The 23,027-nt window shown below is 56.6% G+C and carries 22 protein-coding genes; 9 read left to right on the top strand and 13 right to left on the bottom strand.

Features of this window, described 5'->3' with window-relative positions; all coding sequences use genetic code 11:
- Positions 1–117: 117 nt before the first annotated feature.
- On the bottom strand, positions 118–990 hold the full coding sequence (locus IGS16_RS10065; protein WP_297085235.1) for an ABC transporter permease: 873 nt from the start codon (positions 988–990) through the stop codon (positions 118–120).
- An 11-nt stretch (positions 991–1,001) separates the two neighbouring features.
- The gene (locus tag IGS16_RS10060) at positions 1,002–1,991 is read right to left on the bottom strand and encodes a cupin-like domain-containing protein (RefSeq protein WP_297085234.1); all 990 of its coding nucleotides are present in this window, start codon (positions 1,989–1,991) and stop codon (positions 1,002–1,004) included.
- Between the two features lie 545 nt (positions 1,992–2,536).
- On the opposite strand from IGS16_RS10060, the gene IGS16_RS10055 reads away from it, so the two are divergent.
- Positions 2,537–2,953, top strand: coding sequence for a 4a-hydroxytetrahydrobiopterin dehydratase (locus tag IGS16_RS10055; RefSeq protein ID WP_297085233.1), 417 nt, complete (start codon positions 2,537–2,539; stop codon positions 2,951–2,953).
- A 48-nt stretch (positions 2,954–3,001) separates the two neighbouring features.
- Here the strand turns inward: IGS16_RS10055 and IGS16_RS10050 are convergent, their stop codons facing one another.
- Complete coding sequence (locus IGS16_RS10050) at positions 3,002–4,327, bottom strand: FAD-binding oxidoreductase (RefSeq protein ID WP_297085232.1); 1,326 nt, start codon at positions 4,325–4,327, stop codon at positions 3,002–3,004.
- A 481-nt stretch (positions 4,328–4,808) separates the two neighbouring features.
- Between IGS16_RS10050 and IGS16_RS10045 the strand changes: the two genes are divergently transcribed.
- Positions 4,809–7,001, top strand: a complete 2,193-nt coding sequence (locus tag IGS16_RS10045) for a GAF domain-containing protein (protein WP_297085231.1) — start codon at positions 4,809–4,811, stop codon at positions 6,999–7,001.
- 88 nt (positions 7,002–7,089) lie between these two features.
- On the opposite strand, the gene IGS16_RS10040 is transcribed toward IGS16_RS10045, so the two are convergent.
- The 3 genes from IGS16_RS10040 to pyrH all read right to left on the bottom strand — a co-directional run bounded on the left by IGS16_RS10040 (position 7,090) and on the right by pyrH (position 9,613).
- Positions 7,090–8,217 carry a geranylgeranyl reductase family protein gene (locus tag IGS16_RS10040; protein ID WP_297085230.1) on the bottom strand — a complete coding sequence of 376 codons (1,128 nt, stop codon included), beginning with the start codon at positions 8,215–8,217 and terminating at the stop codon, positions 7,090–7,092.
- A 132-nt stretch (positions 8,218–8,349) separates the two neighbouring features.
- The gene (gene frr, locus IGS16_RS10035) at positions 8,350–8,898 is read right to left on the bottom strand and encodes a ribosome recycling factor (RefSeq protein ID WP_297085229.1); all 549 of its coding nucleotides are present in this window, start codon (positions 8,896–8,898) and stop codon (positions 8,350–8,352) included.
- On the bottom strand, positions 8,885–9,613 hold the full coding sequence (gene pyrH / locus IGS16_RS10030) for a UMP kinase (protein WP_068509415.1): 729 nt from the start codon (positions 9,611–9,613) through the stop codon (positions 8,885–8,887). The genes frr and pyrH overlap by 14 nt, the downstream gene beginning before the upstream one ends.
- Before the next feature lie 253 nt (positions 9,614–9,866).
- On the opposite strand from pyrH, the gene IGS16_RS10025 reads away from it, so the two are divergent.
- Positions 9,867–10,358, top strand: coding sequence for a glutathione peroxidase (locus IGS16_RS10025; RefSeq protein ID WP_297085228.1), 492 nt, complete (start codon positions 9,867–9,869; stop codon positions 10,356–10,358).
- An 81-nt stretch (positions 10,359–10,439) separates the two neighbouring features.
- On the opposite strand, the gene IGS16_RS10020 is transcribed toward IGS16_RS10025, so the two are convergent.
- The gene (locus IGS16_RS10020; RefSeq protein ID WP_297085227.1) at positions 10,440–10,991 is read right to left on the bottom strand and encodes a thioredoxin family protein; all 552 of its coding nucleotides are present in this window, start codon (positions 10,989–10,991) and stop codon (positions 10,440–10,442) included.
- A gap of 248 nt (positions 10,992–11,239) precedes the next feature.
- On the opposite strand from IGS16_RS10020, the gene IGS16_RS10015 reads away from it, so the two are divergent.
- From IGS16_RS10015 to ctpC, 3 genes are all read left to right on the top strand, one after another.
- The gene (locus tag IGS16_RS10015; RefSeq protein WP_297085226.1) at positions 11,240–12,034 is read left to right on the top strand and encodes a glutathione S-transferase family protein; all 795 of its coding nucleotides are present in this window, start codon (positions 11,240–11,242) and stop codon (positions 12,032–12,034) included.
- Between the two features lie 244 nt (positions 12,035–12,278).
- Entirely contained in the window at positions 12,279–13,508 is a 1,230-nt protein-coding gene (ispG, locus tag IGS16_RS10010) for a (E)-4-hydroxy-3-methylbut-2-enyl-diphosphate synthase (protein WP_068509423.1), read from the top strand.
- Between the two features lie 242 nt (positions 13,509–13,750).
- Positions 13,751–15,040: a carboxyl-terminal processing protease CtpC gene (gene ctpC, locus IGS16_RS10005; RefSeq protein ID WP_297085225.1), complete on the top strand. Its 1,290-nt coding sequence runs from the start codon at positions 13,751–13,753 to the stop codon at positions 15,038–15,040.
- Between the two features lie 49 nt (positions 15,041–15,089).
- Here ctpC and IGS16_RS10000 read toward each other — a convergent pair whose 3' ends face one another.
- From IGS16_RS10000 to mraY, 3 genes are all read right to left on the bottom strand, one after another.
- Positions 15,090–15,335, bottom strand: a complete 246-nt coding sequence (locus IGS16_RS10000; RefSeq protein WP_297085224.1) for a hypothetical protein — start codon at positions 15,333–15,335, stop codon at positions 15,090–15,092.
- A gap of 205 nt (positions 15,336–15,540) precedes the next feature.
- Positions 15,541–15,693 carry an isochorismate synthase gene (locus IGS16_RS09995; protein ID WP_068509430.1) on the bottom strand — a complete coding sequence of 51 codons (153 nt, stop codon included), beginning with the start codon at positions 15,691–15,693 and terminating at the stop codon, positions 15,541–15,543.
- Between the two features lie 175 nt (positions 15,694–15,868).
- Positions 15,869–16,969: a phospho-N-acetylmuramoyl-pentapeptide-transferase gene (gene mraY / locus IGS16_RS09990; protein ID WP_297085349.1), complete on the bottom strand. Its 1,101-nt coding sequence runs from the start codon at positions 16,967–16,969 to the stop codon at positions 15,869–15,871.
- A 568-nt stretch (positions 16,970–17,537) separates the two neighbouring features.
- Here mraY and IGS16_RS09985 point away from each other — a divergent pair.
- The 3 genes from IGS16_RS09985 to cobA all read left to right on the top strand — a co-directional run bounded on the left by IGS16_RS09985 (position 17,538) and on the right by cobA (position 21,499).
- Positions 17,538–19,385: a Ycf66 family protein gene (locus IGS16_RS09985; protein ID WP_297085223.1), complete on the top strand. Its 1,848-nt coding sequence runs from the start codon at positions 17,538–17,540 to the stop codon at positions 19,383–19,385.
- Between the two features lie 56 nt (positions 19,386–19,441).
- Positions 19,442–20,467 carry an ABC transporter permease gene (locus IGS16_RS09980; RefSeq protein WP_297085222.1) on the top strand — a complete coding sequence of 342 codons (1,026 nt, stop codon included), beginning with the start codon at positions 19,442–19,444 and terminating at the stop codon, positions 20,465–20,467.
- Positions 20,468–20,725: 258 nt separating this feature from the next.
- Positions 20,726–21,499 carry a uroporphyrinogen-III C-methyltransferase gene (gene cobA, locus IGS16_RS09975; RefSeq protein WP_297085221.1) on the top strand — a complete coding sequence of 258 codons (774 nt, stop codon included), beginning with the start codon at positions 20,726–20,728 and terminating at the stop codon, positions 21,497–21,499.
- On the opposite strand, the gene IGS16_RS09970 is transcribed toward cobA, so the two are convergent.
- The 3 genes from IGS16_RS09970 to psaI form a co-directional block, all read right to left on the bottom strand.
- Complete coding sequence (locus IGS16_RS09970; RefSeq protein WP_297085220.1) at positions 21,484–21,873, bottom strand: Uma2 family endonuclease; 390 nt, start codon at positions 21,871–21,873, stop codon at positions 21,484–21,486. The genes cobA and IGS16_RS09970 overlap by 16 nt on opposite strands.
- 417 nt (positions 21,874–22,290) lie before the next feature.
- Positions 22,291–22,773: a photosystem I reaction center subunit XI gene (locus tag IGS16_RS09965; protein WP_297085219.1), complete on the bottom strand. Its 483-nt coding sequence runs from the start codon at positions 22,771–22,773 to the stop codon at positions 22,291–22,293.
- Positions 22,774–22,874: 101 nt separating this feature from the next.
- Positions 22,875–22,979, bottom strand: coding sequence for a photosystem I reaction center subunit VIII (psaI, locus tag IGS16_RS09960; RefSeq protein ID WP_172358117.1), 105 nt, complete (start codon positions 22,977–22,979; stop codon positions 22,875–22,877).
- Between the last annotated feature and the right edge of the window lie 48 nt (positions 22,980–23,027).

The raw sequence follows: 23,027 nt of genomic DNA, 5'->3' as shown, positions 1-23,027 counted from the left end.
TGGGTTTTGGATTGCCGATTTCAGCCGGGCTATCCAAACTCTAAAATCCAAAATCTAGAATCCAAACTCTGAAATCCAAAATCCAAACCCATCCTCCATTTTACCCAATTTCCACCATCAGCCCTCCAACGCGCCCTGGCGGAGGGCGATCGCCAGACCAACAAACACAATCAGCATCACCACCAGCGAAAACGCCGCACCCAGTGGCCAGTTATAGGACACACCGAACTGAGACGAGATCACATTGCCCAGCATAATGCCGCTGGGACTGCCTACCAGACTCGGCGTGATGTAGTCGCCCATCGTCAGCGCGAACACGCTGATAGAACCCGCAAACACGCCCGGTGTCACCAGGGGCAGAATGACTCGGCGAAAGGTTGTGAGTGGCGGCGCGTTCAGATCGGCGGAGGCTTCCAGCAAGTCTTGGGGCAACCGCTCGAAGGCGGTGATGATGGGCAAGATCATGAACGGTAGCCAGACGTGAACAAACGTGAGCACGGTCGAAAACTGGTTGTAGAGGAACACCGTGCTGGGTTCCTGAAGAATGCCCAGCGACAGCAGCGCCGTATTCAACACGCCGTTATAGCCCAGAATGATTTTCCAGGCAAACACCCGCACCAGATAGCTTGACCACAGCGGCAGGATGACGAGAATCGTCAGGAGCGATCGCCACTTGCCGCCAAACCGCGCAATAAAACAGCCCAGCGGCAGGGCCAGCACGATATCAATCAGCGTCACTCCCAGCGCCGTGCCCACGGTTCGCAAAATCACCGTGCGATAGGCGGCATTCGTGAAAATCGTTTTGAAATTGACCAGGCTAAACTCTTTGACAATATCAAACGCCTCCAGCCGCCACACGCTGTAGGAAATCAGCAGCGCCAATGGCACAAAATATAGTAGCGTCGTCCACACCAGCGGCGGCAGCAGCGAGGCGTACAGCCCCATCGGGCGGCGGGTGTGGCGCTGGGGAAACGTCTCAAGCCCCGTCATCTCGTCCTTCCTCACATTCGCTGCATGATTTTACGAAAGGCCTGCTCTCGATCCGTGCTGGCGATCGCCTCTAGTATATTGGCAGCCAGATGGGGCGCGGCCATCACCACCCCCAAATGCACCCGCCACTTACTCCAGTTGGTGAGCGATCGCCTCCAGGGTAGGACATGCCAAAAGCGATTCACCGAGCAAACCACTCCCTGCCCCAGACTCGTGACCTCATGCCACCAGCCCGCAGGCAGAAATAGCGCCTCACCTTCCTTCAGCACCGTCTGCTGGCAATGCTCAAGCGCTTCACGATAGCGCGGAAATGCCTCAAAATCAGGGCGATCGGGATAGACCTGACTGTAAACTGCACGCCGCTTCATGCCGTGGCGCACATAGTTGAATAGGGAAAACGGGTAGAGGTTATAAAGCTGGGACGGCGGAAACAAAATGACCCGCTTTTCACCCTGAAGCTGCATCAGCGTGCCGTCCATTGGGTCATAGTGCAAGCAAGACGTATGGCCCCCTGGCCCAACCCAAAGATTAATCGCCGTTGCGGGCAGTCGGAGTCCCAGCTTGGCTTCGGCCGACCGGATCTGCGGCGCAGCCTCCAGCGGCGTTCCCTTGAGCGAACAGCGCCCCAGATAGGCATCTCTTTTCAGCGCTTCGCCCGATTTCAGCATTTCAACATAGCGCGAAAAGTTGAGGCTTTGCGTCGGTACACCGCTGCCAGTGTCTTGCCAAGTGCGCTTGTCTTGCTGGTAGCGATCGCGCCCATACTGCCGCACCGGAAAGGTCAAATTGCCCAAATGTTTCAGCAGGAAGTCTAAGTTCCAATTCAGCCCATCCAGCAACCCTGTGACCACAACGGGCTTTCCGGGTGCAAGATGCTGTTGTCGAAACTGCCTCTGTGTCAGATTTTGTGCGTCTATTCGGGGAACTGGCTTGGCAAATGTTTGGAGATCAAAATCTTGAGGATCAAGAGGACTGTTAGGGAATGAGTTTGGTTGAATCATAGGAAAATACGCCACGTCACACCACAGTTACAGAATGCGTTCGGGAATGCGTTCAGGAACTCTTTTAAGAATGCGTTCTGCACGCAAGGCGCTGAAATTGCAAACCGCTGAAAAGCATTTCATAACCATTCATATTGGAACGCTGCTAGACGGATATACGAACTGAAATGACATTCCAGCGCACCCGAAGCGAGATTACGCCCGGTCAAAACTAAATCAATCGCAATCAAAAGCAGCCATCAGAACAGCAAAGTCAAGAAAACAGCAAAGCGCCCATTGGTGATGACCTCTGGGTGCGCCGGTATGTTTCAACCTTAAATATTTGCTGCGAAGCTTGCAGCAGTCTAGAAAACAAGACTGCGAAACTTAATCATAAAAATACCAGCTTATGAAAAAGTATTCGAGGGCGATCGCCTACTATACTCTTGAGACTCTTGAGCTTTGCTCCATCTGTATATTTCACATGCAAATCGTCTGCTGATCAGCATTGAGGGCGATATCTTATTTTGAGGCGGTCAGATGAGTCCATCAAAATGGAGTTTCGTATGCACAGAAATATCGAGCCACAGCGCAATTGGATAGTGAGCGCTGGGCTGGGACTGGTGCTGGCAGTGGGGGCCGGATCGCGGGGGGCGATCGCCCTCCCAGTCTTGCTCAGCAGTGACGAGATAGCCCGGCAAATGCAGGATCTATCTGACTGGGATCTAGCGGGACAGGAAATTTCCTGCACCTACTCGTTTGGGAACTTTGTGGAGGCGATCGCCTTTGTGAATCGCCTGGTGGAACCCGCTGAAGCCGCCGCCCATCACCCCGACCTGACGATCGCCTACAACCGCGTCACGCTGCGGCTCACCACTCACGACGCAGGCGGGCTGACGGATCTCGACTTTCGCGTTGCCCAGGCTGCTCGCGCTGCGACCAATCCTGGCGGCTCGCCGCTGACCTGTGCTGCGATGGAATAACGTGAGTGATGCAGAGATAGGGTAACTGACTCCCACAGCCCCGCCCGCTTACCAGGCATCCTGCAAGCTATACAGACTAAACATCCCCCGCAGATACCACGGGCGCAGGTGGGGCAGCGGGAAGCGGCGGAGAGGCTGGCGGAAGGGGGTTGCCAGATCGGTTTCTGAAATCTTGCCAATTAGCAGATAGGCGATCGCCCGGCCGCTCCAAGTGGCGGTGGCCACGCCGTTGCCGTGATAGGCCAGCGCGTAGGAGATTGTGGGATCATCGGCAAGCTGCCCGACATGGGGCACTAGCGCCCTAGAGCCGCAGAGCAGCCCGCTCCAGTAGTGGGAAATTTCCACGTCGCGCCAGGCGGGAAACATTTCGCCTAGCCTCCGCCTCATCCACTGGCGATAGCGGTCGGCTTCTTGGGGGGTGCCCCGTGTGCCGCCGCGCGTCCCCAACAGAAAGCGCCCATCTTTCAGCAGGCGAAAGTAAAACAGCAGATTGCGCGTGTCGTAGATGGGGGTTTCGGTTTTCCAGCCCTGGGCGGCGAGTTCGGCGGCGGTGAGGGGGCGCGTGGTAATGATGTTGGAAACGACGGGCAGCAGGCGGCCAGACATGGCCGGGTGGAGGGAGTCTTGGGTGTAGCCGTTGGTCGCGATAATGACTCGCCGGGCCCGCAGGGTTCCCCCTGGCGTGTGCAGCCGATGTCCATGTCCGTCTGTTTCCCAGCGCTGAACAGGGCTATAGGCGAAGAGGGCAACCGATTTCTGCTGGAGGGCGATCGCCAGTCCGCGACTATATTTCATCGGGTTCAGCCCAAAGCCTACGCCAACATGCAGCGCCCCGTGCGCTTCGGGACTATGGTAGGCCCGTTCGGTCAGTTCCTTGGGCGACCAGAGCTGGCAGGGATAGCCCGCAATGTCGCTAAAAAATTCGTAAGCCGCTTCGAGCGATCGCCATCGGTTGGGGCGATGGGCCACTTCGATCTCGCCGTCGCCCTGCGCGTCCAGGTCAATGCCTTCCTCCTGAGCAATCTGGCGCACTAGCTCCGTGCCCTCCCGCTGTTGCCGAAAAAATCGCCCCACCTCCTCGCGCCCAAACTGGTTCAGCAGTGCTTCCGGGTCGAGCCAGGTTGCCCCGACACAGCAAAAGCCGCCATTCCGCCCCGACGCGCCCCAGGCCGGAGTTCCCGCTTCCAGCACACACGCCTCTACGCCCGCCCGCGCTAAATGCAGCGCTGCCGACAGTCCCGTGATGCCGCCGCCGATAATGGCCACATCGCAGGTGCGATCGCCCGCCAGCGCCGCCCCTTCCACCGGGTCTACCGTGGTTTCCCAAAAGCTGCCGACAGGACGAGTGCGATCGTAGAGGAACGGGGTATACATGAGCTAATGGAGTGACCAGGTGATGAGGTGACAGAGGTAACCGGAGCAACAAGGTAATAGAGTGAAATAGAGTGACGGGGTTGCTTGAGTCTTATTCCCGTACCCCAATTCCCCAAAAGCGTCCCTCCAAAAAACCTGCTATTCTTGTGGATGCTAACCCAGACCATTGTATTTCGTGTGTTCCTGACAAACTGAGTGTCGGCTGCGGGGTTCCGATGAAAACTCTGTATCGAGCATTACGAAACTGGCTGGGAGCGCCCTCTCTGAGGGACGCTAGCTTGAGATTCATAGGCACTTTGCCACGCAAGCCATCTAAACACTGCTCGATTTGGGATTTCGGCGCTCCCGTGTCAACTCACCTGCGTAGTTACCGAAATCTGATGAGTGTTGGGTACTATGGCAGGGTTTCTGGATTTTGGGCATATTTGCTTTGCTGGAAGATAGGCTGCAACGATGTCATGTGCTGAGGAGAGTCCGTGTAGTGAGTCAAGGGAATTTGCCTCAGAATTCGCAGCCTTCGGTTTCAGCACACCCAGCCAACAAGCCTCCTCAAGGATACACGGAGCTGGAGGCGGCGCTGGATCAGGTTGAGCAGTTGCTGTTGCGACTGTCACCAGAGCGTCTTGCTAAGGGGGAGGAGCAGCAGCAGGATCGGGGCGATCGCCCAACCAGTTCCAACGCTTCCAGTACCAAATCCTCTGGAGCCAAAGCCGCTAGCGCCAGATCCTCTCAATCAGCTAAACTCCCTCAAGCCTCTGACTTGCTGCCTGCATCGTCCACTACACCACAGAATATGGACTTTGCAGACGCGCTGTTGCAGATTCGCGCCAATTTGTCGCGCGTGCTAGATAGCTACGATCATCAGGTTGAGCAAATTCAGCAGCAGTCGGCCCAGTCGCACTCGGTCGCCAGCATCACCCAGCGAATTCGTCAGTCACTTGATCCGGGCGAAATTTTGAACAGCACGGTGATCGAGGTGCAGCAAGCGCTCCAGGCAGACCGGGTGGTGATTCACAGCTTTGAAGACGATGCCGGGTCGGTGATTGTGGCAGAGTCGGTAGCTGCCCCGTGGCGATCGCTGTTAGGAGAGCGGGTTAGTCAGGCGATCGCCGAACAGCGCATTGCCTACTTTCGCCAGGGCCACTACCGGATTGTGGATGATATCGAAACGGGCGACTATTCGCCGGAACTGCTGGAACTCTTTCGGCAGCAACAGACGCGGGCGGTGTTGGTCGCGCCGATCCTGCGGGATGACCAGCTTTTGGGGCTACTGTCGGTGCATCAATGTTCTGGCATCCGCCACTGGCAGCCCCACGAGGTGGATTTGCTGCGCTATCTCAGCGAACAGGTGGCGATCGCCCTCCAGCAGTCGCGCCTCTATCAGCAGGCGCAGCAGTTGAATGCCGACCTAGAACAGCAAATCGTGCGCCGCGCCGAGCAGATGGAGCGGGTGCTGAAATACGAATCCATGCTCAAGCGCATTACCGACAAGGTGCGCGACAGCCTCGACGAAAGCCAGATCTTGCAGGCGGCCGTGCAGGAGCTAACGCTGGTGCTGGGGCTGGCGGGCTGCAACTCGGCGCTGTACGACCTAGAGGAAGGCACGTCCACCATCCGCTACGAATATACCCACTCGATTCCCACCTTCTACGGCCGTGTGGCCCAGATGGACGACTCGCCGGATATTTACCACCAGCTCAAGCAGGGGCTATATTTCCAGTTTTGCTCGCTCTATCCCAACCCGCAGCGGGGTCGCGTAGCCATGCTGGCCTGCCCCATTTTCGTCGATGCCAACTCGTCCGAGGGTATGGAGCAGGCAGTGCTGGGAGATCTCTGGCTGATTCATCGCAAGGAGTACGTGTTTAACGAGTTTGAGATTCGCATGGTGCAGCAGGTGGCCAACCAGTGTGCGATCGCCATTCGCCAGGCCCGCCTCTATCAGGCAGCCCAAGCCCAAGTCACGGAACTAGAGCGGCTCAATCAGCTCAAAGATCAGTTCCTTAGCACCGTTTCGCATGAGCTACGCACCCCCATCGCCAACGTCAAAATGGCGATCCACATGCTGAAAACCGCCCCCAGCGAAGCAAAACAAAAACAGTATCTCAGCATCCTGGAAAGCGAACTGGCGCGAGAGGAAGAACTCATCAACGACCTGCTAGACTTGCAGCGGCTAGAGGAATCCGTCTTTCCCATCACCGTCGAGCGCATCGACCTGCCCAACTGGCTGCCCGCCCTCGTGGAACCCTTCCGCACCCGCATCGCCAACTCCCAGCAAACCCTCGAAGTCTCCTGCGCCGAAGATTTGCCGCCGCTAGTGACCGACCCGACCATCCTGCGGCGCATTCTGGCGGAGCTATTGAACAATGCCTGCAAGTATACGCCCAAAGGGCTGAGCATCGCGCTAGATGTCTCGCTCCAGCCGCCTACCGAGGAGAACGGGTTCACAGCCTACACCATCTTCCGACTCCAGAATCAGGCCGAAATTCCCAATGCCGACCTACCCCATATCTTTGAAAAGTTCTATCGCGTCTTGCAAGTCGATCGCTACAAGCACGGCGGCACGGGGTTGGGGCTGGCGCTGGTGCAAAAGCTGGTGGAGCAACTGAGCGGCACGATCAGCGCCGACAGCGCCGACGGCTGGACGAGCTTTACGGTCAAAATTCCGTCTCGCTAGCAGGGCACGGCTGAGCAACCTCTAGTTGAGATTGAGAATTTCGCAGTGGAGAATTTTGCAATTGTGAATTCTGCCCGTCGAGTCGGCTCTACATTCCTGGGATCAACCCGGCACTGAGGCGTTGAATAGCGCGGTTGGCTACATCGCGATAGCCCAGCTTGCCGCAAAGAATTTGCCCCATCCGCTCCGTGGCAGAGGGCCGCTTGATCCCCAGCCGATAGCCCAGGCTGGGAGCGGCGTAGAACACATTGGCCAGCCGTTTTGCCCAGATCATTTCCTGCCCCCACTCTTGCTGAATGGTGTGGGTATAGCCTTCGAGCGCTTCTAGGTTGCCGCTCAGTGCCGCATGAATTGCCTCCGCCGCCTTCACGCCCGTAAAGATCGAAGGGCGAATCCCTTCGGCTGTCATGGGATCAACCACGCAGGCAGCTTCGCCAGCCAGCAGCGCGTTTTGAGTATGCAAGGTCTGGTCACCATCCCACAGACATAGGGGATGCCCGTGCTGCTCGGTGGTTGCAAAATCGACGTTAAACAGCTTTGAATATTCCGTCAGGATGCGCTTGAAGTCCTGCGCTTCGCCGCCGCGAAAGGTGCCAATGCCGACGGAATAGCCGTCTGCCTTGGGAAAGTTCCAGATGTAGCCGTTTTTGACCATGCCAAACTCGAAGTGGATGGTCTGGTCATCGGCAATGGGCTGACGGGCCTCTGCCTCCAGCGCACCGCCCAGTTTCCGCTTGCGGTTGCCAAATCCCAGCCACTTTGCCATGAAGCCCTTTGCTCCATCGGCAGCGATCAGATAGGTTCCTAGAAACGGGCCCTGCGCGGTGTTGACCTGCCAGCCGTTGCCTCGCCATTCAATACCCGATACGGCGGTACGATCTTTGAGCGTTGCGCCCTGTTCCTGCGCTTTTTTGACCAGGAAATGGTCGAACACGTCGCGCCGCACCATCCAGATCGGCTCTAGGTTTTCAAGCTGAGCCACCACCGGATCGTCCATGTTCCAGGTGTAGCGGAGGGTGTTGACCTTGAGCGAAATCGCCGGGCTAAAGTCAAAATCAAACCACTCGGCCACCTGGGGCGACACGCCGCCGCCGCAGGGTTTATAGCGGGGCAGGGATTCCTTTTCTAAAAGCAGCACCGAGCGATCGCGCTTTGCCAGGTGATAGGCAGCACTCGCGCCCGCAGGCCCAGCGCCCACGATGATGCAGTCATACATGAACAGGTCACTCCTGAACGCGGGTCATAACCTCAATATTCCAGTCTGGAGCAGGGTCAAGCGCCATGCCACAAGCTCAACCCAACCTCGATGCACTACTCTAAATCTGGGGCACAGACGAAAATCTGACGGCTAAACCGTCATAATATCAGCCTCTTTTTCTTTCAGCAGCGCGTCGATTTTGGCGACATACTTATCAGTCAGCTTTTGGATGCTGTCTTGCAAATCCAGCGCAGTGTCTTTGGGCAGGTCGCCGTCTTTTTCTTGCTTGCGAACGCTGTCCACGGCATCGCGGCGGATGTTGCGGAGGGCAACTTTGCCTTCTTCGGCGTATTTGGCGGCGATTTTTACCAATTCTTTGCGGCGATCGCTCGTCAGGGGCGGAATATTCAGCCGCACCACAGAGCCGTCGTTATTCGGCGTTAGCCCCACATCAGACATCTGGATCGCCTTTTCGATCAGGTTCAGCGTGCCCCGGTCGTAAGGCTGGATCAAGATCGTGCTGGCATCGGGCGTGCTGATGTTGGCCAGAGACTTTAATGGCGTGGGCGTGCCGTAATATTCCACCTGCACCTTGTCGAGGATGCTCGCATTTGCCCGTCCTGTGCGGATGGTGTTAAACGACCGCTGAGTAGCCTCAATGGTCTTCTGCATATTGCCTTCAATTTCAGCTAATTCCACAAGAGCCTCCAACAAGTGTGCCAATGGGTTCACCCATCAAGGCGCGGCGAATGTTGCCTTCAACCGCCAGGTTAAACACCATGATAGGGATATTGTTATCTTTGCACAGGGCGATCGCCGTTCCATCCATCACCCGCAGGTCTTTTTCCAGCGCATAGCTGTAGGTCAGCGTTTGGAACCTGCGGGCATCGGGGTTCACCTTCGGGTCAGCATCGTAAATGCCATCCACTTTTGTCGCCTTAAACACCACCTCTGCGCTAATTTCCGCTGCTCGCAGGGCCGCCGTCGTGTCCGTCGTAAAGAAAGGATTGCCAGACCCCGCACCAAAGATAACGACTCGCCCCTTTTCCAAATGGCGAATGGCGCGGCGGCGAATGTAAGGTTCTGCCACTTCCTGCATCTCGATCGCCGTCAGCACACGAGTTTGCACGCCCTTTCGCTCCAGCGAGTCTTGCAGCGTCATCGCGTTCATCACGGTGGCAATCATGCCGATGTAATCCGCCGTCGCCCGATCCATCCCCGCCGCCGCGCCCTTGATGCCGCGAAAAATATTGCCGCCGCCCACGACGACGGCCACTTCTACGCCTGTATCGACTACATCTTTAATCTCTGCACAAATTGCATCCACCACTGCCGGGTCAATCCCATAGGAGAGATCGCCCATCAGTGCCTCGCCGCTCAGCTTTAGCAAAACCCGCCGATACGTGTTCCCCATAGGTCGTGACAATTCTCTAGAACTTTAAATTGTTTCCAACCCAAGATAACAGTAGACCGGAAAAATCCGTCAGCGCCAAGCGGCCGGTTTACCACCGGCTCCAGCAGACAGATAGGCATCGCAAAAGGACATCGTAAAAGGACATCGCAAAAGGGCATCGCGAAAGCCGCAAACCCTGCATTCGACCCCAGGGATTTCGCTAAGATTGTTAAGTAATGTTTCAGAGTCCTCGGATTAATCCTGGGTTAACACTATGACTGCCGCTTCCGCCTCTATCTACGACTTTTCAGCCACCAGCATCGACGGCAAGCCCGTATCGCTCGATGCGTTCAAAGACAAGGTGCTGTTGATTGTGAACACGGCCAGCCAGTGCGGCTTTACACCCCAATATCAGGGGCTTCAGTCCCTCTACAGCAAATACGCCGATCGGGGTCTGGTGGTGCTGGGCTTCCCGTGCAACCAGTTTGGTCAACAAGAACCGGGGACAGCAGATCAGATTCAAACGTTTTGCGAAACGCGGTTTGGGGTGACGTTTCCGCTGTTCCAGAAAGTAGACGTAAACGGCAGCAATGCCCATCCTCTATTTCAATATTTGACAAAATCTGCGCCAGGAATCTTTGGCACAGAAGCAATCAAGTGGAATTTCACTAAGTTCCTTGTTGATCGTCAGGGCAATGTGGTGAAGCGCTACCCACCCACGACAAAGCCAGAAGATCTGGAAGCCGATATTCAGGCATTGCTGTAGTGCCGTAATTGGTCTGTAGTGCCGTAACTTGGTGCAGTGCCGTAATTCAGACGGCAGTCCATAGCCGACAGGGAGAGGTTGCTATGCTTCGCTCGGCTGTCGCCATTTTACGGAGCAACCGATGGTGTGCGTGTGGGTGTCGGCGATCGCAGTGCCGGAGAGAATGCTGGCGATCGCCTCTTTCAAATAAGCCTTCTGCACCCCGTCAGGATTCTGCGGGCTATCGTCAATTGCCCCGTTATACCGGAGAATGCCCTCGCTATCCAGCAGGTAAATCTCCGGCGTGCGCTCTGCGCCAAACGCCTCGGCCACCTCCTGCGTCACGTCGCGCAGGTAGGGAAAGTTGATCGCCTGCTCGATGGCAAAAGACTTCATCTTGTCGAAACTATCGTCGGGGTAGCGCGTGTCGTCGTTGGGATTGATGCCGATCAACGTCACGCCCTGCCCCTGAAAGTCGTCCTGAATTTGCTTGAGGCGATCAATATACAGCCGCACATAGGGGCAGTGGTTGCACATGAAAACCACACAAACCGCCCGATAGGATTTCAGATACCGAGCGAGATGATGCACCTCGCCATCTACACCGGGCAGTTCAAAGTCGGGCGCGTAACTACCAATCGCGGTTCCAGTCATACAGCAAGGAAATTTGCAGAAAAAATTTGCAGGAGACACTAGCCATCATACGCGAATCCTTCAGGGACGCTCATTTGCAAGATGGCCGATTCTTTGCCGATGATTTGCAGCCTACTTGCTTTGTAGAGCCGACAGACTCAGGGTATGGTGACTAGGGGCAATCTGAACCACTCGACAACCCAGTTCCCTGCCGCACCCCATTCACACAATCAACCATTTCTCAGCCCTACTCACCGAGGACGCAGGCCATGCTAGAGCTTTATCAATTTGAGTTATCCCACTACTGCGAAAAGATTCGGCTAATTTTGGACTATAAGGGCTTGCCCTATCGCAAGGTGGAAGTGACCCCTGGTGTCGGCCAGCTTGATCTGTTTCGGATGTCTGGCCAGCGCCAGGTGCCCGTGCTGAAAGACGGCTCCACCATCATTGCCGACTCCACCGAAATTGCCGAGTATCTGGAAAAGACCTATCCCGATCGCCCGATTATTCCCACTGACCCCAAGCAGCGCGGGCTGTGTTTATTGATGGAGCAGTGGGCTGACGAATCCATTGGGCTGAATGCCCGCAAGTGCATGATTGGCGCACTGGGCAAAGACCAGAGCTTCCGCCAGTCGTTTCTCCCCAACACGATTCCTGATTTTCTAAAAACGGTCGTTAGCTCTGTGCCCAATGAGCTATTTAGCGTACTGGAACTGGGCGTGGGGTTAACCCCAGATGCCCTCAAAGAAGCCGAAGCATCCATGAAGCGGGATCTGGCGGCGCTCTGCTTTATCTTGCTCGATCAGCCCTACCTGATCACCGACCATCCCACCCTGGCAGATTTTGCTGTGGCGGGGCTGACGATGTACGTCAAGTTTCCCGATGGCGACTACCTGGATATTCCCCAATCGCTGAAGGGCAAGGGCGTTCCGGGCATCGCCGACGTGGGCACGTTTGCGCCGTTTTTTGAATGGCGCGATCGCCTCTACACCAACTTCCGCAAAACTGGGACGACCAGCACCAGCAGCAGCGCCAGTCGCCCCACCTCGATTCAGATCGACTAAATTGACTGGGCGTTTGGAATCAGGAGTCAGGTTTTGGGTTCCATCCTGATTCGCACCTGACACCTCCTCCCTAATCTCTCTCTAGCCTCCATAACCTGCCCATAACCGCCAAACGTACCCTGTTTATGGCACTCTGGAACGTAGAGCCTTGTGAAGGATAGCCTAGTGGCTTTCGCACTGGCTGTCAGTCGCGGTTTCTGCTTTCCAGATTCTCCATCGCCAATCTTTACTCACGCCCAAGGGTATGCAAACGCTTCCTAATCCTGTCAATGCGCCCACTCCTCCGTCTGCCCCTGCCGATGCCAACGTGGGCATTGTGCGCCGCAAAACGCGCCCAGTTCCCGTGGGCGACATTACCATCGGCGGCGACTATCCGGTGGCGGTGCAGTCGATGATCAACGAAGACACGCTGGATATCGAGGGTTCCGTTGCGGCAATTCGGCGGCTGCATGAAATTGGCTGCGAAATTGTGCGGGTGACTGTGCCCAGCATGGCCCACGCCAAGGCGATGGAGGAAATCCGCGATCGCCTCTACAAGTCCTACAAGCCCGTGCCGCTGGTGGCCGATGTGCATCACAACGGTATGAAAATCGCCCTGGAAGTGGCAAACTATGTGGACAACGTGCGGATCAATCCGGGGCTGTACGTGTTTGAAAAGCCCAAGAGCGATCGCACGGAATACACCAGCGCCGAATTTACTGAAATTGGCGAAAAAATCCGCGAAACCCTGGAACCGCTGGTGATCAAGCTGCGTGACCAGAACAAGTCCATGCGGATTGGCGTGAATCACGGCTCTTTGGCAGAACGAATGTTATTCACCTACGGCGACACGCCCGAAGGCATGGTCGAGTCGGCGCTAGAGTTCATCCGCATTTGCGAATCGCTGGATTTCTACAACATTGAACTATCGCTGAAAGCCTCTCGCGTACCCGTGATGATTGCCGCCAACCGCCTGATGGTGAAGCGCATGGACGAGCTGGGCATGGACTATCCGCTGCACTTGGGCGTGACGGAAGCCGGAGACGGCGAATACGGACGCATCAAGTCCACCGCAGGCATTGGCACGCTGCTGGCCGAGGGCATTGGCGACACGATCCGCGTCTCGCTAACGGAAGCCCCGGAGAAGGAGATTCCGGTCTGCTACGGCATCTTGCAGGCGCTGGGGCTGCGGCGAACGATGGTGGAATATGTCGCCTGTCCGTCTTGCGGACGCACGTTGTTTAACCTGGAAGAGGTGCTGGCCAAGGTTCGCGCTGCTACAAATCACTTGACCGGGTTGAATATCGCCGTGATGGGGTGCATCGTCAACGGGCCCGGAGAAATGGCCGACGCCGACTATGGCTATGTAGGCAAGCAGGCAGGCTACATTTCGCTGTATCGGGGACGTGAAGAAATTAAGCGCGTTCCGGAAGATCAGGGTGTGCAGGAGTTAATTAACCTGATCAAGGCAGATGGACGCTGGGTTGAGCCGTAGGGTCTAGAGAGCGAGAGCGCGATCGCCCTCATTCCACCCTGGACATCTCAGCCAACGTCGGTTTTGCTCAGTTCCTCACTCCGATTGGGCGAACTTTGACACGCGAACTTTGACACAGGGATTTTCTCGTCAATGCTTCTGTTGCCAATGCTTCTGTGCTTCTGTAATGATTAAGCAGACCGACCCAAGATGCCTGTGCTAGATTGGGCATACCCTCGTCGTGACCTTCTCCTCCTATCGCTATGGATATTACAAAACGCGGACTCGTTTTGGGCAGCACGGCATTTGCTGTCGCAGCAATGACCGTTACCGGGGCGGGGATGCACCTGTCCAAAGGGCAAGCGTTCTTCCAGGAAAGCCCGAAGGAGCTAATTGACGAGGTTTGGCAACTGATCAATCGCACCTACGTCGATGCCACGTTTAACCAGGTTGATTGGCAGTCCGTCCGACAGGAGTATTTAGGGCGCAACTACACGAACCGTGAAGAGGCCTACGCTGCCATCCGCGAAATGCTGGAGCTATTGGGTGATCCCTACACGCGGTTTATGAACCCGGCTGAGTTTCGGGATATGCAGGTCGATACGTCGGGCGAACTGACGGGGGTCGGCATCCAGCTTTCCCAAGACGAAGAAACCAAAGAACTGGTGGTTGTCGCGCCGATCGAAGACACGCCTGCATCGCAGGCTGGCATTCTGGCTAGAGATGTCATTACCAAAATCAACGATCAGACGACTGAGGGCATGGATGTGAACCAAGCCGTGTCCTTGATTCGCGGCCCGGTCGGCACTGAGGTTACGCTTACCATTCGTCGGGGCGATCAGGAGCTAGAGTTCAAGTTGCAACGGGCCCGGATCGAGCTACATCCAGTTAGGTACTCTCTTCAAGACTCCTCGCTGGGCAAGATCGGCTATATCCGCCTCAACCAGTTCAGCGCCAACGCCTCAGAAGAAATGAAAGAGGCAATTCAAGATCTAGAGCGGCAGCAGGCAACGGGCTACGTGCTCGATCTGCGCTCCAATCCAGGCGGACTGCTCTACGCCAGCATCGACATTGCCCGCATGTGGCTAAATGAAGGCGTGATCGTGTCCACCGTAGACCGCCAAGGCATTGCAGAACAGGAGCGGGCCAACGGCAGCGCCCTGACAGACAAGCCGCTCGTGGTGCTGGTGGACGGCGGTTCGGCTAGCGCCAGCGAGATTTTGTCGGGCGCGCTGCAAGACAATGGTCGTGCGGTGCTGGTGGGAACGCAGACTTTTGGCAAGGGACTGGTGCAGTCGGTGCGGGGACTGGGCGATGGCTCTGGGCTAGCGGTGACGGTTGCCAAATATCTGACCCCAAGCGGGCGCGATATCAACAAGCAGGGGATCGAACCCAATGTGCTGGTTGAGTTGACCGACGAACAGCGGGAAACCCTCAGCCAAAACCGGGATCAAATCGGTACGCTGGCTGATCCGCAATATGCGCGGGCACTGGAGGCCCTGCGGCAGGAAATTGCGGCCCATCGGCAGCGCCGAGCCGAATCGCTGCCCTAGCGCGACACTTTGCGAGCCAACTGTTCTAGCTATTCGATCCCAACTATCTTTAACGCGGCAGACATTTTCCAGCGCGAATCAGCCCCACCCGACGGGCGATCGCCTCGCTTTGGGACGCAAACGGCCCCCACTGCTGGATTTCGGTGTCTCCTGCGGTCTGCGACGGGCTGGCAAGTTCAGGGTTCAGATCGGCCGCAGTCACGATATCGCAGTGGCCTTCGGGCTGCTTGACGATGTACCAGTCGGTAGGAGCATTGGTTGATCCATTCGTCGCTTCGTGGGTCGATGCATTCATAGGGGCAATGGCTTCTGGAGTAGGGCAAGATGCAGGGAAGGGCGATCGCAGGCGATCGCTTCTTGGCGCTTCAATCCTAGCAGCGTCCCTACAAAAATCCCCCCTTAGCCAATAACAGCATAGAGGGGGGATTTTTTGATTAGCCAACCGATTGACTAGCCAACCGACTCCGTCCAGAAATGACAGTCGGCAAATAATTTAGCGGCTACTTCGTGGATTCTACGCGCTCAGACAGCGGATCACCTTCATAGGGCTGCACGCCCGTTTTTGGATATTCGTCTCGGTCAGGGCTGAAAATCTCCGATGCTCCTTCGGTAAGGAATTGAATCGCCTGTCCAATGACCTTAAAAAGATTCATAACGCTGGCCTCAGCAACGAGTGAACGAGGAGCGAGTCATCTGGATAGAGCGGAAATCGAAAGGAAATATAAACTATCCTTAACTTGCTCCACTTCAATCATAGGAAATCCAAGGCTTTTTTTGTTGCGTTCGCTACCATTCTTTACAGGCAGCGCAAAAGCCTTAACCCTAGCCTTAGCCCTGAAACAGCGACAGGCAAACTAGAACCAGCAGCACGCCAATTAGATAGAACCGCCCAACCACCTGAGTTTCTGACCAGCCGGTCAGTTCCAGATGATGATGCAGCGGAGCCATCTTGAAGAGACGCTTGCCGATACCGTTTTCATCCTTCGTGGCTTTGTAGTAGCCGACCTGAGCGATGACGGACAAGGTCTCCACCAGAAAGATACCGCTCAGAATTAACAGACCAAAGAGCGACTGGCTGACGATCGCCGCAGCCGCTAGCGCTCCGCCCAGCGCTAGGGAACCCGTATCGCCCATAAATACGCGGGCGGGGTTATGGTTGTGTACCAAAAAGCCCAAGTAGCTGCCGCCCATCGCCGCACAGAAAACGGCTAGCTCAGGGTGAGCCGGGGCAACGAGTGCCGCCAGACCGAGCAGGGCGATCGCCCCTGTGCCGCCCGCCAGCCCATCCAGCCCGTCGGTCAGGTTAGTGGCGTTGCTCTCGGCCACTAGCACAAACCACGACACTAGCCAGAACAACGCCCCCAAGGGCAGCGCCAGTCCAAAGGGCAGCAGCACCGTGGTCATACCTGGAAATGAGTGGCTAAAAGCCCAGAGGCAGAACAGCCCCCCAAAGCCGATTTGCAGCGCCAGCTTGGTGCGGGGAGAAATGCCTTTATTCGACTTGCGGCGGAGGATTTGCCAGTCATCAAGCCAGCCGATAAACCCATAGGCGAGGGTCAACGCTGCAACCGCCAACACGGTCGGGTGAAACCCGGAGAGCAGCAGGGCGATCGCCACGCCGACGGGAACCACGAAAATGCCGCCCATCGTCGGAGTGCCCGCCTTTTTCAGGTGCGCTTGGGGGCCATCCTCGCGAATCACCTGGCCCGCTTTCCAGGCGCGGAGTTGCGGCACGGCCGCATAGCCCAACGCTCCGACCCCCGCCGCAGACAGGGCAAAGGGCAACGTCAGACTAGCCACTTGCCAGGGCGATCGCCCCGCAGCCACATCCAGCGCCGCCATCAGACAGACCAGAATCGCGGATAACGTCAGGAGCAAGGTGCGCCCCGTTACTGAAATTGACCGACCTGGAGAAATCTTTGCATCCACAGTTTGCGCCTTCACTCCTCACCACAGCCTCCTCTTGCTGCTCAAACCCTCAAAACCTGGACTCAGAAGCCAAGGCGACCTACTTTCGCCCGCCTAGAAACTGTCGAAATGTTTCGAGAACTTAAACCCCAGAAGAGTTATCTAAATTCTGGATTACTCAGCGTAATGCCTAATGCACGATTTGAGCCAAAAATCTAGAAGCTGATATTAAACTTCAAACTCAAACCCGACGAATCCAGAAATCGTAAGCAAACGTCACACCACAAATAATACAGACGGGCAGGCTTTTTTCCACCCCTCATTCGGAAATTTACATTAGTTTACGGCGATCGCGCGTCATTTGAGTCACACATTTGAAAAATAAGCCTTAAAAATGAGCCTGGGAAATTAAGCTCGAAAAATCAGCCCAAAGAAATCGTCCGAATCGCACGAGAACCCAGGCTGAGCAGAAAACAGAAAGACCGGCGGTTTAGAAAGCGCGTGGCTCCAGCCCAGAAAATCCGAATCTCGCACAGGTTCCAATCTCACGCAAAATATAGAAGTAGTCCTCAAACGGGAGGCAGCAGCAATGTCCCACATCTTGGCGCTAGTCGTTGCCCTGGGCAGCTTTGGGCTGTATATGTCGGCATTTTTTCTGCCAGAGGTCTACCGCAAAAACGACTTCATCTGGAGCGGCGTGGGCATGTTCTATGCCCTAGTGCTGTGGGTGTGCGCGGGTCGCATCACAGGCGGCGTGCTGCTGGGACAGATGGCCAGCGTCGCCCTGCTGGGCTGGATGAGCTGGCAGTTGGTCGAATCGCGGCGACTGCTTACACCCTACGACCAGCAAACGCGGTTGCCCGGATCATCGCGCAACTTGGGCGATTTGCTAAAGCTGGCGGCCGAGGAACTGCCGGGCCGCCTCCAGACCCAGTTCAAGGCTCTGCCGCATCAAGCATCGGGCTGGATGAGTCAGGTGACGAGTCGCGTCGGTAAAGCGCCCAAGCTGGCGGGCAAACCCGTGCGATCGCTCCCCAAAGCCAGCCCCAAAGCCAGTCCCAAAGCCGTCCCACCCCAGCCCGCGCCTGTCGATGCGTCCAGCGATCCCCCTGCGCTCGCTACCCCGGCCGCTGCCAGAACTCGACAACCTCGCCCCCCAGCCAGAACCACCTCTGCGCCTGCTGCCTCCAGCGTTACACCAACTGTGCCCGGGGAATCGCCGACCCCATCCGTAGAAGGGGCTGAGCCGCCAGACCAAGCCGTTTCATCGACCGCCCTGTCTACAGTGTCGGAGGCAGCACCAGCCGTATCTGATCCCCTCGCTCCTGCCCCATCGACTATCCCATCGACCGCTCCATCGACCGCTCCATCGACCGCCATCGCTGCATCCGATCCTGCATCCGATGCTGAACCTGGGAGGACTCTGGAACAGGTCGCTGTTGACGAAACCTCGGAGCCAGCAGCGTGGGTAGAACTGGCTACAGACTCAACAGACTCAACAAACTCGGCTTCTCCAGACGCATTCCGGCCCGCGACTGAGGACTCGTTTACGCTGGACGAGGTACTAGTAGAGCTAGCGACCGGGGAAATGTCGGGCGAAATGTCTGTTAACGTGCCTGCCGATCGCAGCCCTCCTGATACCCCTCTTCCCTTTTCGGCTGCACCCGAAGCGCTGGTTGAGCAGCAGCCAGAGCCGTTTGAACTGGAGCCTGATGCGCGAGCCACGCAGCCCAGTTCTCCAGCGCCTCTGCCAGATTTACCAGATTCAGATCTATCAGATTTATCCGATATACAGCCTGATAGATGGCCTGAACGTTCTCAGGCTGAGAATCAGCTTCAACCTCAGATTCAGGACTTGATTGAATCCGCCGATGGGCTATTCGAGTTGGCAACGGAGCCTGAACCCGACTCGTCGCGTCTGGATGCGCCTGTGGAGAAATTGCCTATGGAGGAATTGTTGGATGCGCCGCGATCGCTCGATGTGCAGCCGCTGCCTGCTCAGCCCGAAGACGCAGCCTGGGAGTTTGACTGGGACCTGCCATCACTAGACTCGCCGGGGTCAGGCTCTCCAGCGCCGGATTTGCCAGCGCCGGATTCGCCAGCGCCGGATTCGCCAGCGCCAAATCTGCAAGACTCAGATTTGCAAAACTGGACAGACGAGGCCGGGGCGATCGCCCAAAACTGGCAGGACGAGTTTGACGACGACTTCAGCGACGACTTTGATCTCGAACCGGAAAATGCTGGGGAAAATGCGGTAATTGTCTCCATTGAGCGCCTTGATTTATCGCCAGCGCTGGCAGACCCCATTGAGCCGCGCCCCAACGAAGCAGCCTCTACCCCACACGTCAACGCCGCCGAAGTGACTGAGGATCTGGAACCCACGAAATCAGAGCCGTCCTTTGCCGATGAAGACCCCGATGACGATTTGCTGATCTAGGATATCTCGCTATCCCGCCCCAATTATTCCCAGCCAACCCGAACCCCCGATTCTGAATGTCCCGTTCCTCCGCCCTCCGCAACTACGTCCTCTCGCGCCTGCTGCTGGCTCCGCTGATGCTGCTCACCATCACGACGCTGGTGTTTCTGCTGCTGCGGGCCACGCCCGGCGACCCGGTGGACGCAATCCTGGGGGCACGGGCACCGGATGAGGTGAAGGAAGCCATGCGAACCCGACTGGGGCTAAACGACCCGCTCTGGCTGCAATACGTGAACTATTTGGGGAGTCTGCTGCGGCTAGATCTGGGCACCTCGCTGACCACGCAGGGGCAACCCGTCTGGCAGATTATCCAGCAGCACTTTCCCGCAACGGTAGAGCTAACCGTATGCAGCATGGTGGTTTCGGCGCTGGTGGGAATTGCCATTGGGTCGCTGGCCGCGTCGCGCCCCAATTCTCCGCTGGATGCGGGCGGGCGGCTCTTTGGCATCCTCACCTACGCGGTGCCGATGTACTGGTTTGGGATGCTGCTGCAATTGCTGTTTGCAGTGCAGTTGCGCTGGTTTCCCATCGGCACGCGCTTTCCGCTGGCAGCGACCCCGCCGCCGCGCATCACGGGGCTATACCTGTTCGACAGTTTGCTAGAGGGAAATCTGGGGCACTTCTTCACCACGATCTATTATCTGACGCTGCCCAGCCTGACGCTGGGGATCTTGCTCAGCGGCGTGTTTGAACGGATTGTGCGGGTGAACCTGAAGCAGACGCTGCGGTCGGACTACGTGGAGGCGGCGCGGGCGCGGGGCGTGCCAGAAGTGCGAATCGTTACAGCACACGCGCTGAAAAATGCCATGATTCCTGTGATCACGGTGTTGGGGCTGATGGTGGCCTCGCTGCTGGGCGGCGCAATCCTGACGGAAGTGACCTTTTCCTGGCCGGGGCTGGCGAATCGGCTCTACCAGGCGATTGAATTTCGGGATTATCCCGTTGTGCAGGGAATTATGGTGTTTTTTGGGGTGATTGTGGCGATCGCCTCCATCCTGATCGACATCTTCAACGCCTGGGTCGATCCACGCATTCGATATTGATGAATTGATGAATTGATGAATTGATGCAAATTGCTCCGAACGGTATTGAGCCAAACGGCTAAATCGAATCCAACCGACGGTCTAATATCAAAAAATGTATCAAAAGGCACGGAATGCGCCATTTGCATGGTAGGGCGATGATTCCCGCATGGCGCTTCTCCGTTCGCCAAAGACAGACGATACACTGACGGAAACAGGGGTCAGGTCGCTTACGCCAACCCTCCAATGCCTCATTCACTCATTTCCTTTCTTCCTTCTATGCAAACTCCCCTCGGCAAAGTCTACCTAGTTGGCGCGGGCCCCGGCGATCCGGGCTTGTTTACCCTGAAGGGCAAGACCCTGCTGGAACATGCAGACGTGGTGGTGTATGACGCGCTGGTGAGTCCGCAGATTTTGGCGATGATCAACCCGAAGGCGGAGCAGATCAACGCAGGCAAGCGGCGCGGGCGGCATTCGCTGGTGCAGGAAGAAACGACTCGCCTGCTAATTGCAAAGGCACAGACCCACGCGATTGTGGTGCGGCTGAAGGGCGGCGACCCGTTTGTGTTTGGGCGGGGCGGCGAGGAAATGGAGGATTTGGTAAATGCGGGTGTGCCCGTGGAGGTGGTTCCGGGGGTGACATCGGGAATTGCCGCGCCGGCCTACGCCGGAATTCCGCTGACCCACCGCAGCTACAGTTCCTCGGTTACCTTCGTCACGGGGCACGAGTCGGCGGGCAAATATCGCCCAGAGGTAAACTGGCGGGCGATCGCCCAGGGCAGCGAAACCATCGTCGTCTACATGGGCGTTCACAACCTGCCGCACATCGTCGCGGAACTCCAGGCGGGCGGACTCTCCCTCGACACGCCCATCGCCCTTGTCCGCTGGGGCACACGCCCCGACCAGGAAGAATTGCTGGGCACGCTGGGCACGATTGCCCAACAGGTGGAAGAAACGGGCTTCGAGGCTCCGGCGATCGCCGTCATCGGCAACGTGGTGCAGCTCCATAGCCTGTTAGCAGGCTGTCGTCCCGCTATTTACCCTGCGCTCTGAAGAAAAAGCTGGGTAAGCGGAATCGGGATGTCGGGAAACGCAAGTGGGGCGATCGCCGCATTCACTGGTTGCGTGTTCAATTGCCGATAGCCGTCCGGAGTTGGCTCCCGAAACACCAGCACTTCGCGGCGATTCACATCCAGAATCCAGTAGTCTGCAATGTCTGTTCTGGCGTAAATTTGTGCCTTAATCTGGCGATCGCTCAGCAGGGTTGAATCCGCGACTTCGATCAATAACAAAATATCGCTGGCAGCAGGATGGCGATCGCCATATTCATTCGGGTCAATGTGAACCACCACAATATCCGGCTCCGGCTCTGAGTTGGGTCGCAGCGTCACCAAAAGCTGCATTCGCACAGAGGCAACGCCTTCCAACAGTCGATCCAGATACCGGGGCGCGTTGGGTCGTTGCAGCGTGGGGCGGCAGTTGTGGATTCATCTGGATAATCTGCCCATTGAGCAATTCGAGGCGATCGCCCTCTGCCAAAATCCCCGCCGCAATCATGCGGTGATACTCATCCACAGTCCAAGATTTCAGCAAAACAGAGGACATTTGCAGGGTTCAGGTTTGGGGGTTTAGGTTTAGGAGTTTAGAAAAAAAACAGCGATATTAACTTTCTGATGATTAACTTTCTAACGCAAAAGGGGGTGCGGATACCGATCCACGCCCCCTCTGAAAATTTTAGGTAGAGGTTCAGTCAAAGAATCCTAGGAAAGGCTAAGCCGATTGCAGGCTTAACACACGGGTTCGCGCAGATTCAAACCAGAACCAAACGCCTAACCCCCAACCCTCTAGCCTGCCAGGTTGCCAAACGTTTCAAACACGCCCGACTTGAACACCTGGAACACGAGATAGGCGAAGGCTGCGCCGCCGATGCCGCCCACCAGGAAGCTGCCCGCAAACTCGCTCCAGCCTTCAGAAGTTGCCAGCGCTTCTGGCGGGTTGGGCGTGGTCACCGTGGCAATCGGCTTCTTCACGCCAGCGCTGCTGTAGAGCGACAGGCACACCGTCAGAATCACCACCAGAATCACGGCTTCGATCAGCCCCACCAGATCGCCTACGCCAGAGTTACGGAACTGGCTGGTGTAAGCAAAGGGGCCAAAGAGCAAGTAGCCATGCGCCATGCCCACCTCTAGCCCGCGACGCTGAGCCGACAGCCCAGGGCGATAGGCGGGCAAGTTATTGATCAGCGCTTTGGTAAAGCCGGAGGAATTGATCGGGGTTGCCAGGTTGCCGATCTGGGGATCGCCAGCGGGCTGCACTACGTCTGTCATGTTCGAGAATCTCCAAGAAATTTGTAACGGTTCGTTGCGATATCTGAGAATGAGGAGAAGAAAGCCTCAGATAGGAATCGGGCAAAGTTGGGCAGAGTGAATTACTCGTCACGCTCGATGTAGATGAACAAAAGCGCCATCGTCACAGCGGGAAACACCCAACCAATAATGGGAACAAAGATGGAAGGCAAATAAGAAGCTGCCATATCAAATTTCCTATCGGGAACTACAAGCGGTTCAGAACCGAATGTACT

The sequence above is a fragment of the Thermoleptolyngbya sp. C42_A2020_037 genome, assembly GCF_015272455.1.
Classification (GTDB): domain Bacteria; phylum Cyanobacteriota; class Cyanobacteriia; order Elainellales; family Elainellaceae; genus Thermoleptolyngbya.
Note: the sequence above shows the minus strand (reverse complement) of the source record. Positions and strands in the feature narration are given on the sequence as shown.

Excerpts from the sequence above, each read along its gene's own strand:
- IGS16_RS10000 (WP_297085224.1), bottom strand. The coding sequence starts at position 15,335 with ATGAATGCATCGACCCACGAAGCGACGAATGGATCAACCAATGCTCCT.
- IGS16_RS09980 (WP_297085222.1), top strand. The coding sequence starts at position 19,442 with ATGTCCCGTTCCTCCGCCCTCCGCAACTACGTCCTCTCGCGCCTGCTG.
- IGS16_RS10055 (WP_297085233.1), top strand. The coding sequence starts at position 2,537 with ATGCACAGAAATATCGAGCCACAGCGCAATTGGATAGTGAGCGCTGGG.
- IGS16_RS10060 (WP_297085234.1), bottom strand. The coding sequence starts at position 1,991 with ATGATTCAACCAAACTCATTCCCTAACAGTCCTCTTGATCCTCAAGAT.
- IGS16_RS10065 (WP_297085235.1), bottom strand. The coding sequence starts at position 990 with ATGACGGGGCTTGAGACGTTTCCCCAGCGCCACACCCGCCGCCCGATG.
- IGS16_RS10040 (WP_297085230.1), bottom strand. The coding sequence starts at position 8,217 with ATGTATGACTGCATCATCGTGGGCGCTGGGCCTGCGGGCGCGAGTGCT.
- pyrH (WP_068509415.1), bottom strand. The coding sequence starts at position 9,613 with ATGGGGAACACGTATCGGCGGGTTTTGCTAAAGCTGAGCGGCGAGGCA.
- psaI (WP_172358117.1), bottom strand. The coding sequence starts at position 22,979 with ATGGCAGCTTCTTATTTGCCTTCCATCTTTGTTCCCATTATTGGTTGG.
- IGS16_RS09985 (WP_297085223.1), top strand. The coding sequence starts at position 17,538 with ATGTCCCACATCTTGGCGCTAGTCGTTGCCCTGGGCAGCTTTGGGCTG.
- ispG (WP_068509423.1), top strand. The coding sequence starts at position 12,279 with ATGCAAACGCTTCCTAATCCTGTCAATGCGCCCACTCCTCCGTCTGCC.
- IGS16_RS10025 (WP_297085228.1), top strand. The coding sequence starts at position 9,867 with ATGACTGCCGCTTCCGCCTCTATCTACGACTTTTCAGCCACCAGCATC.
- IGS16_RS10015 (WP_297085226.1), top strand. The coding sequence starts at position 11,240 with ATGCTAGAGCTTTATCAATTTGAGTTATCCCACTACTGCGAAAAGATT.
- IGS16_RS09965 (WP_297085219.1), bottom strand. The coding sequence starts at position 22,773 with ATGACAGACGTAGTGCAGCCCGCTGGCGATCCCCAGATCGGCAACCTG.
- cobA (WP_297085221.1), top strand. The coding sequence starts at position 20,726 with ATGCAAACTCCCCTCGGCAAAGTCTACCTAGTTGGCGCGGGCCCCGGC.
- IGS16_RS09995 (WP_068509430.1), bottom strand. The coding sequence starts at position 15,693 with ATGAATCTTTTTAAGGTCATTGGACAGGCGATTCAATTCCTTACCGAA.
- IGS16_RS10020 (WP_297085227.1), bottom strand. The coding sequence starts at position 10,991 with ATGACTGGAACCGCGATTGGTAGTTACGCGCCCGACTTTGAACTGCCC.
- ctpC (WP_297085225.1), top strand. The coding sequence starts at position 13,751 with ATGGATATTACAAAACGCGGACTCGTTTTGGGCAGCACGGCATTTGCT.
- IGS16_RS10050 (WP_297085232.1), bottom strand. The coding sequence starts at position 4,327 with ATGTATACCCCGTTCCTCTACGATCGCACTCGTCCTGTCGGCAGCTTT.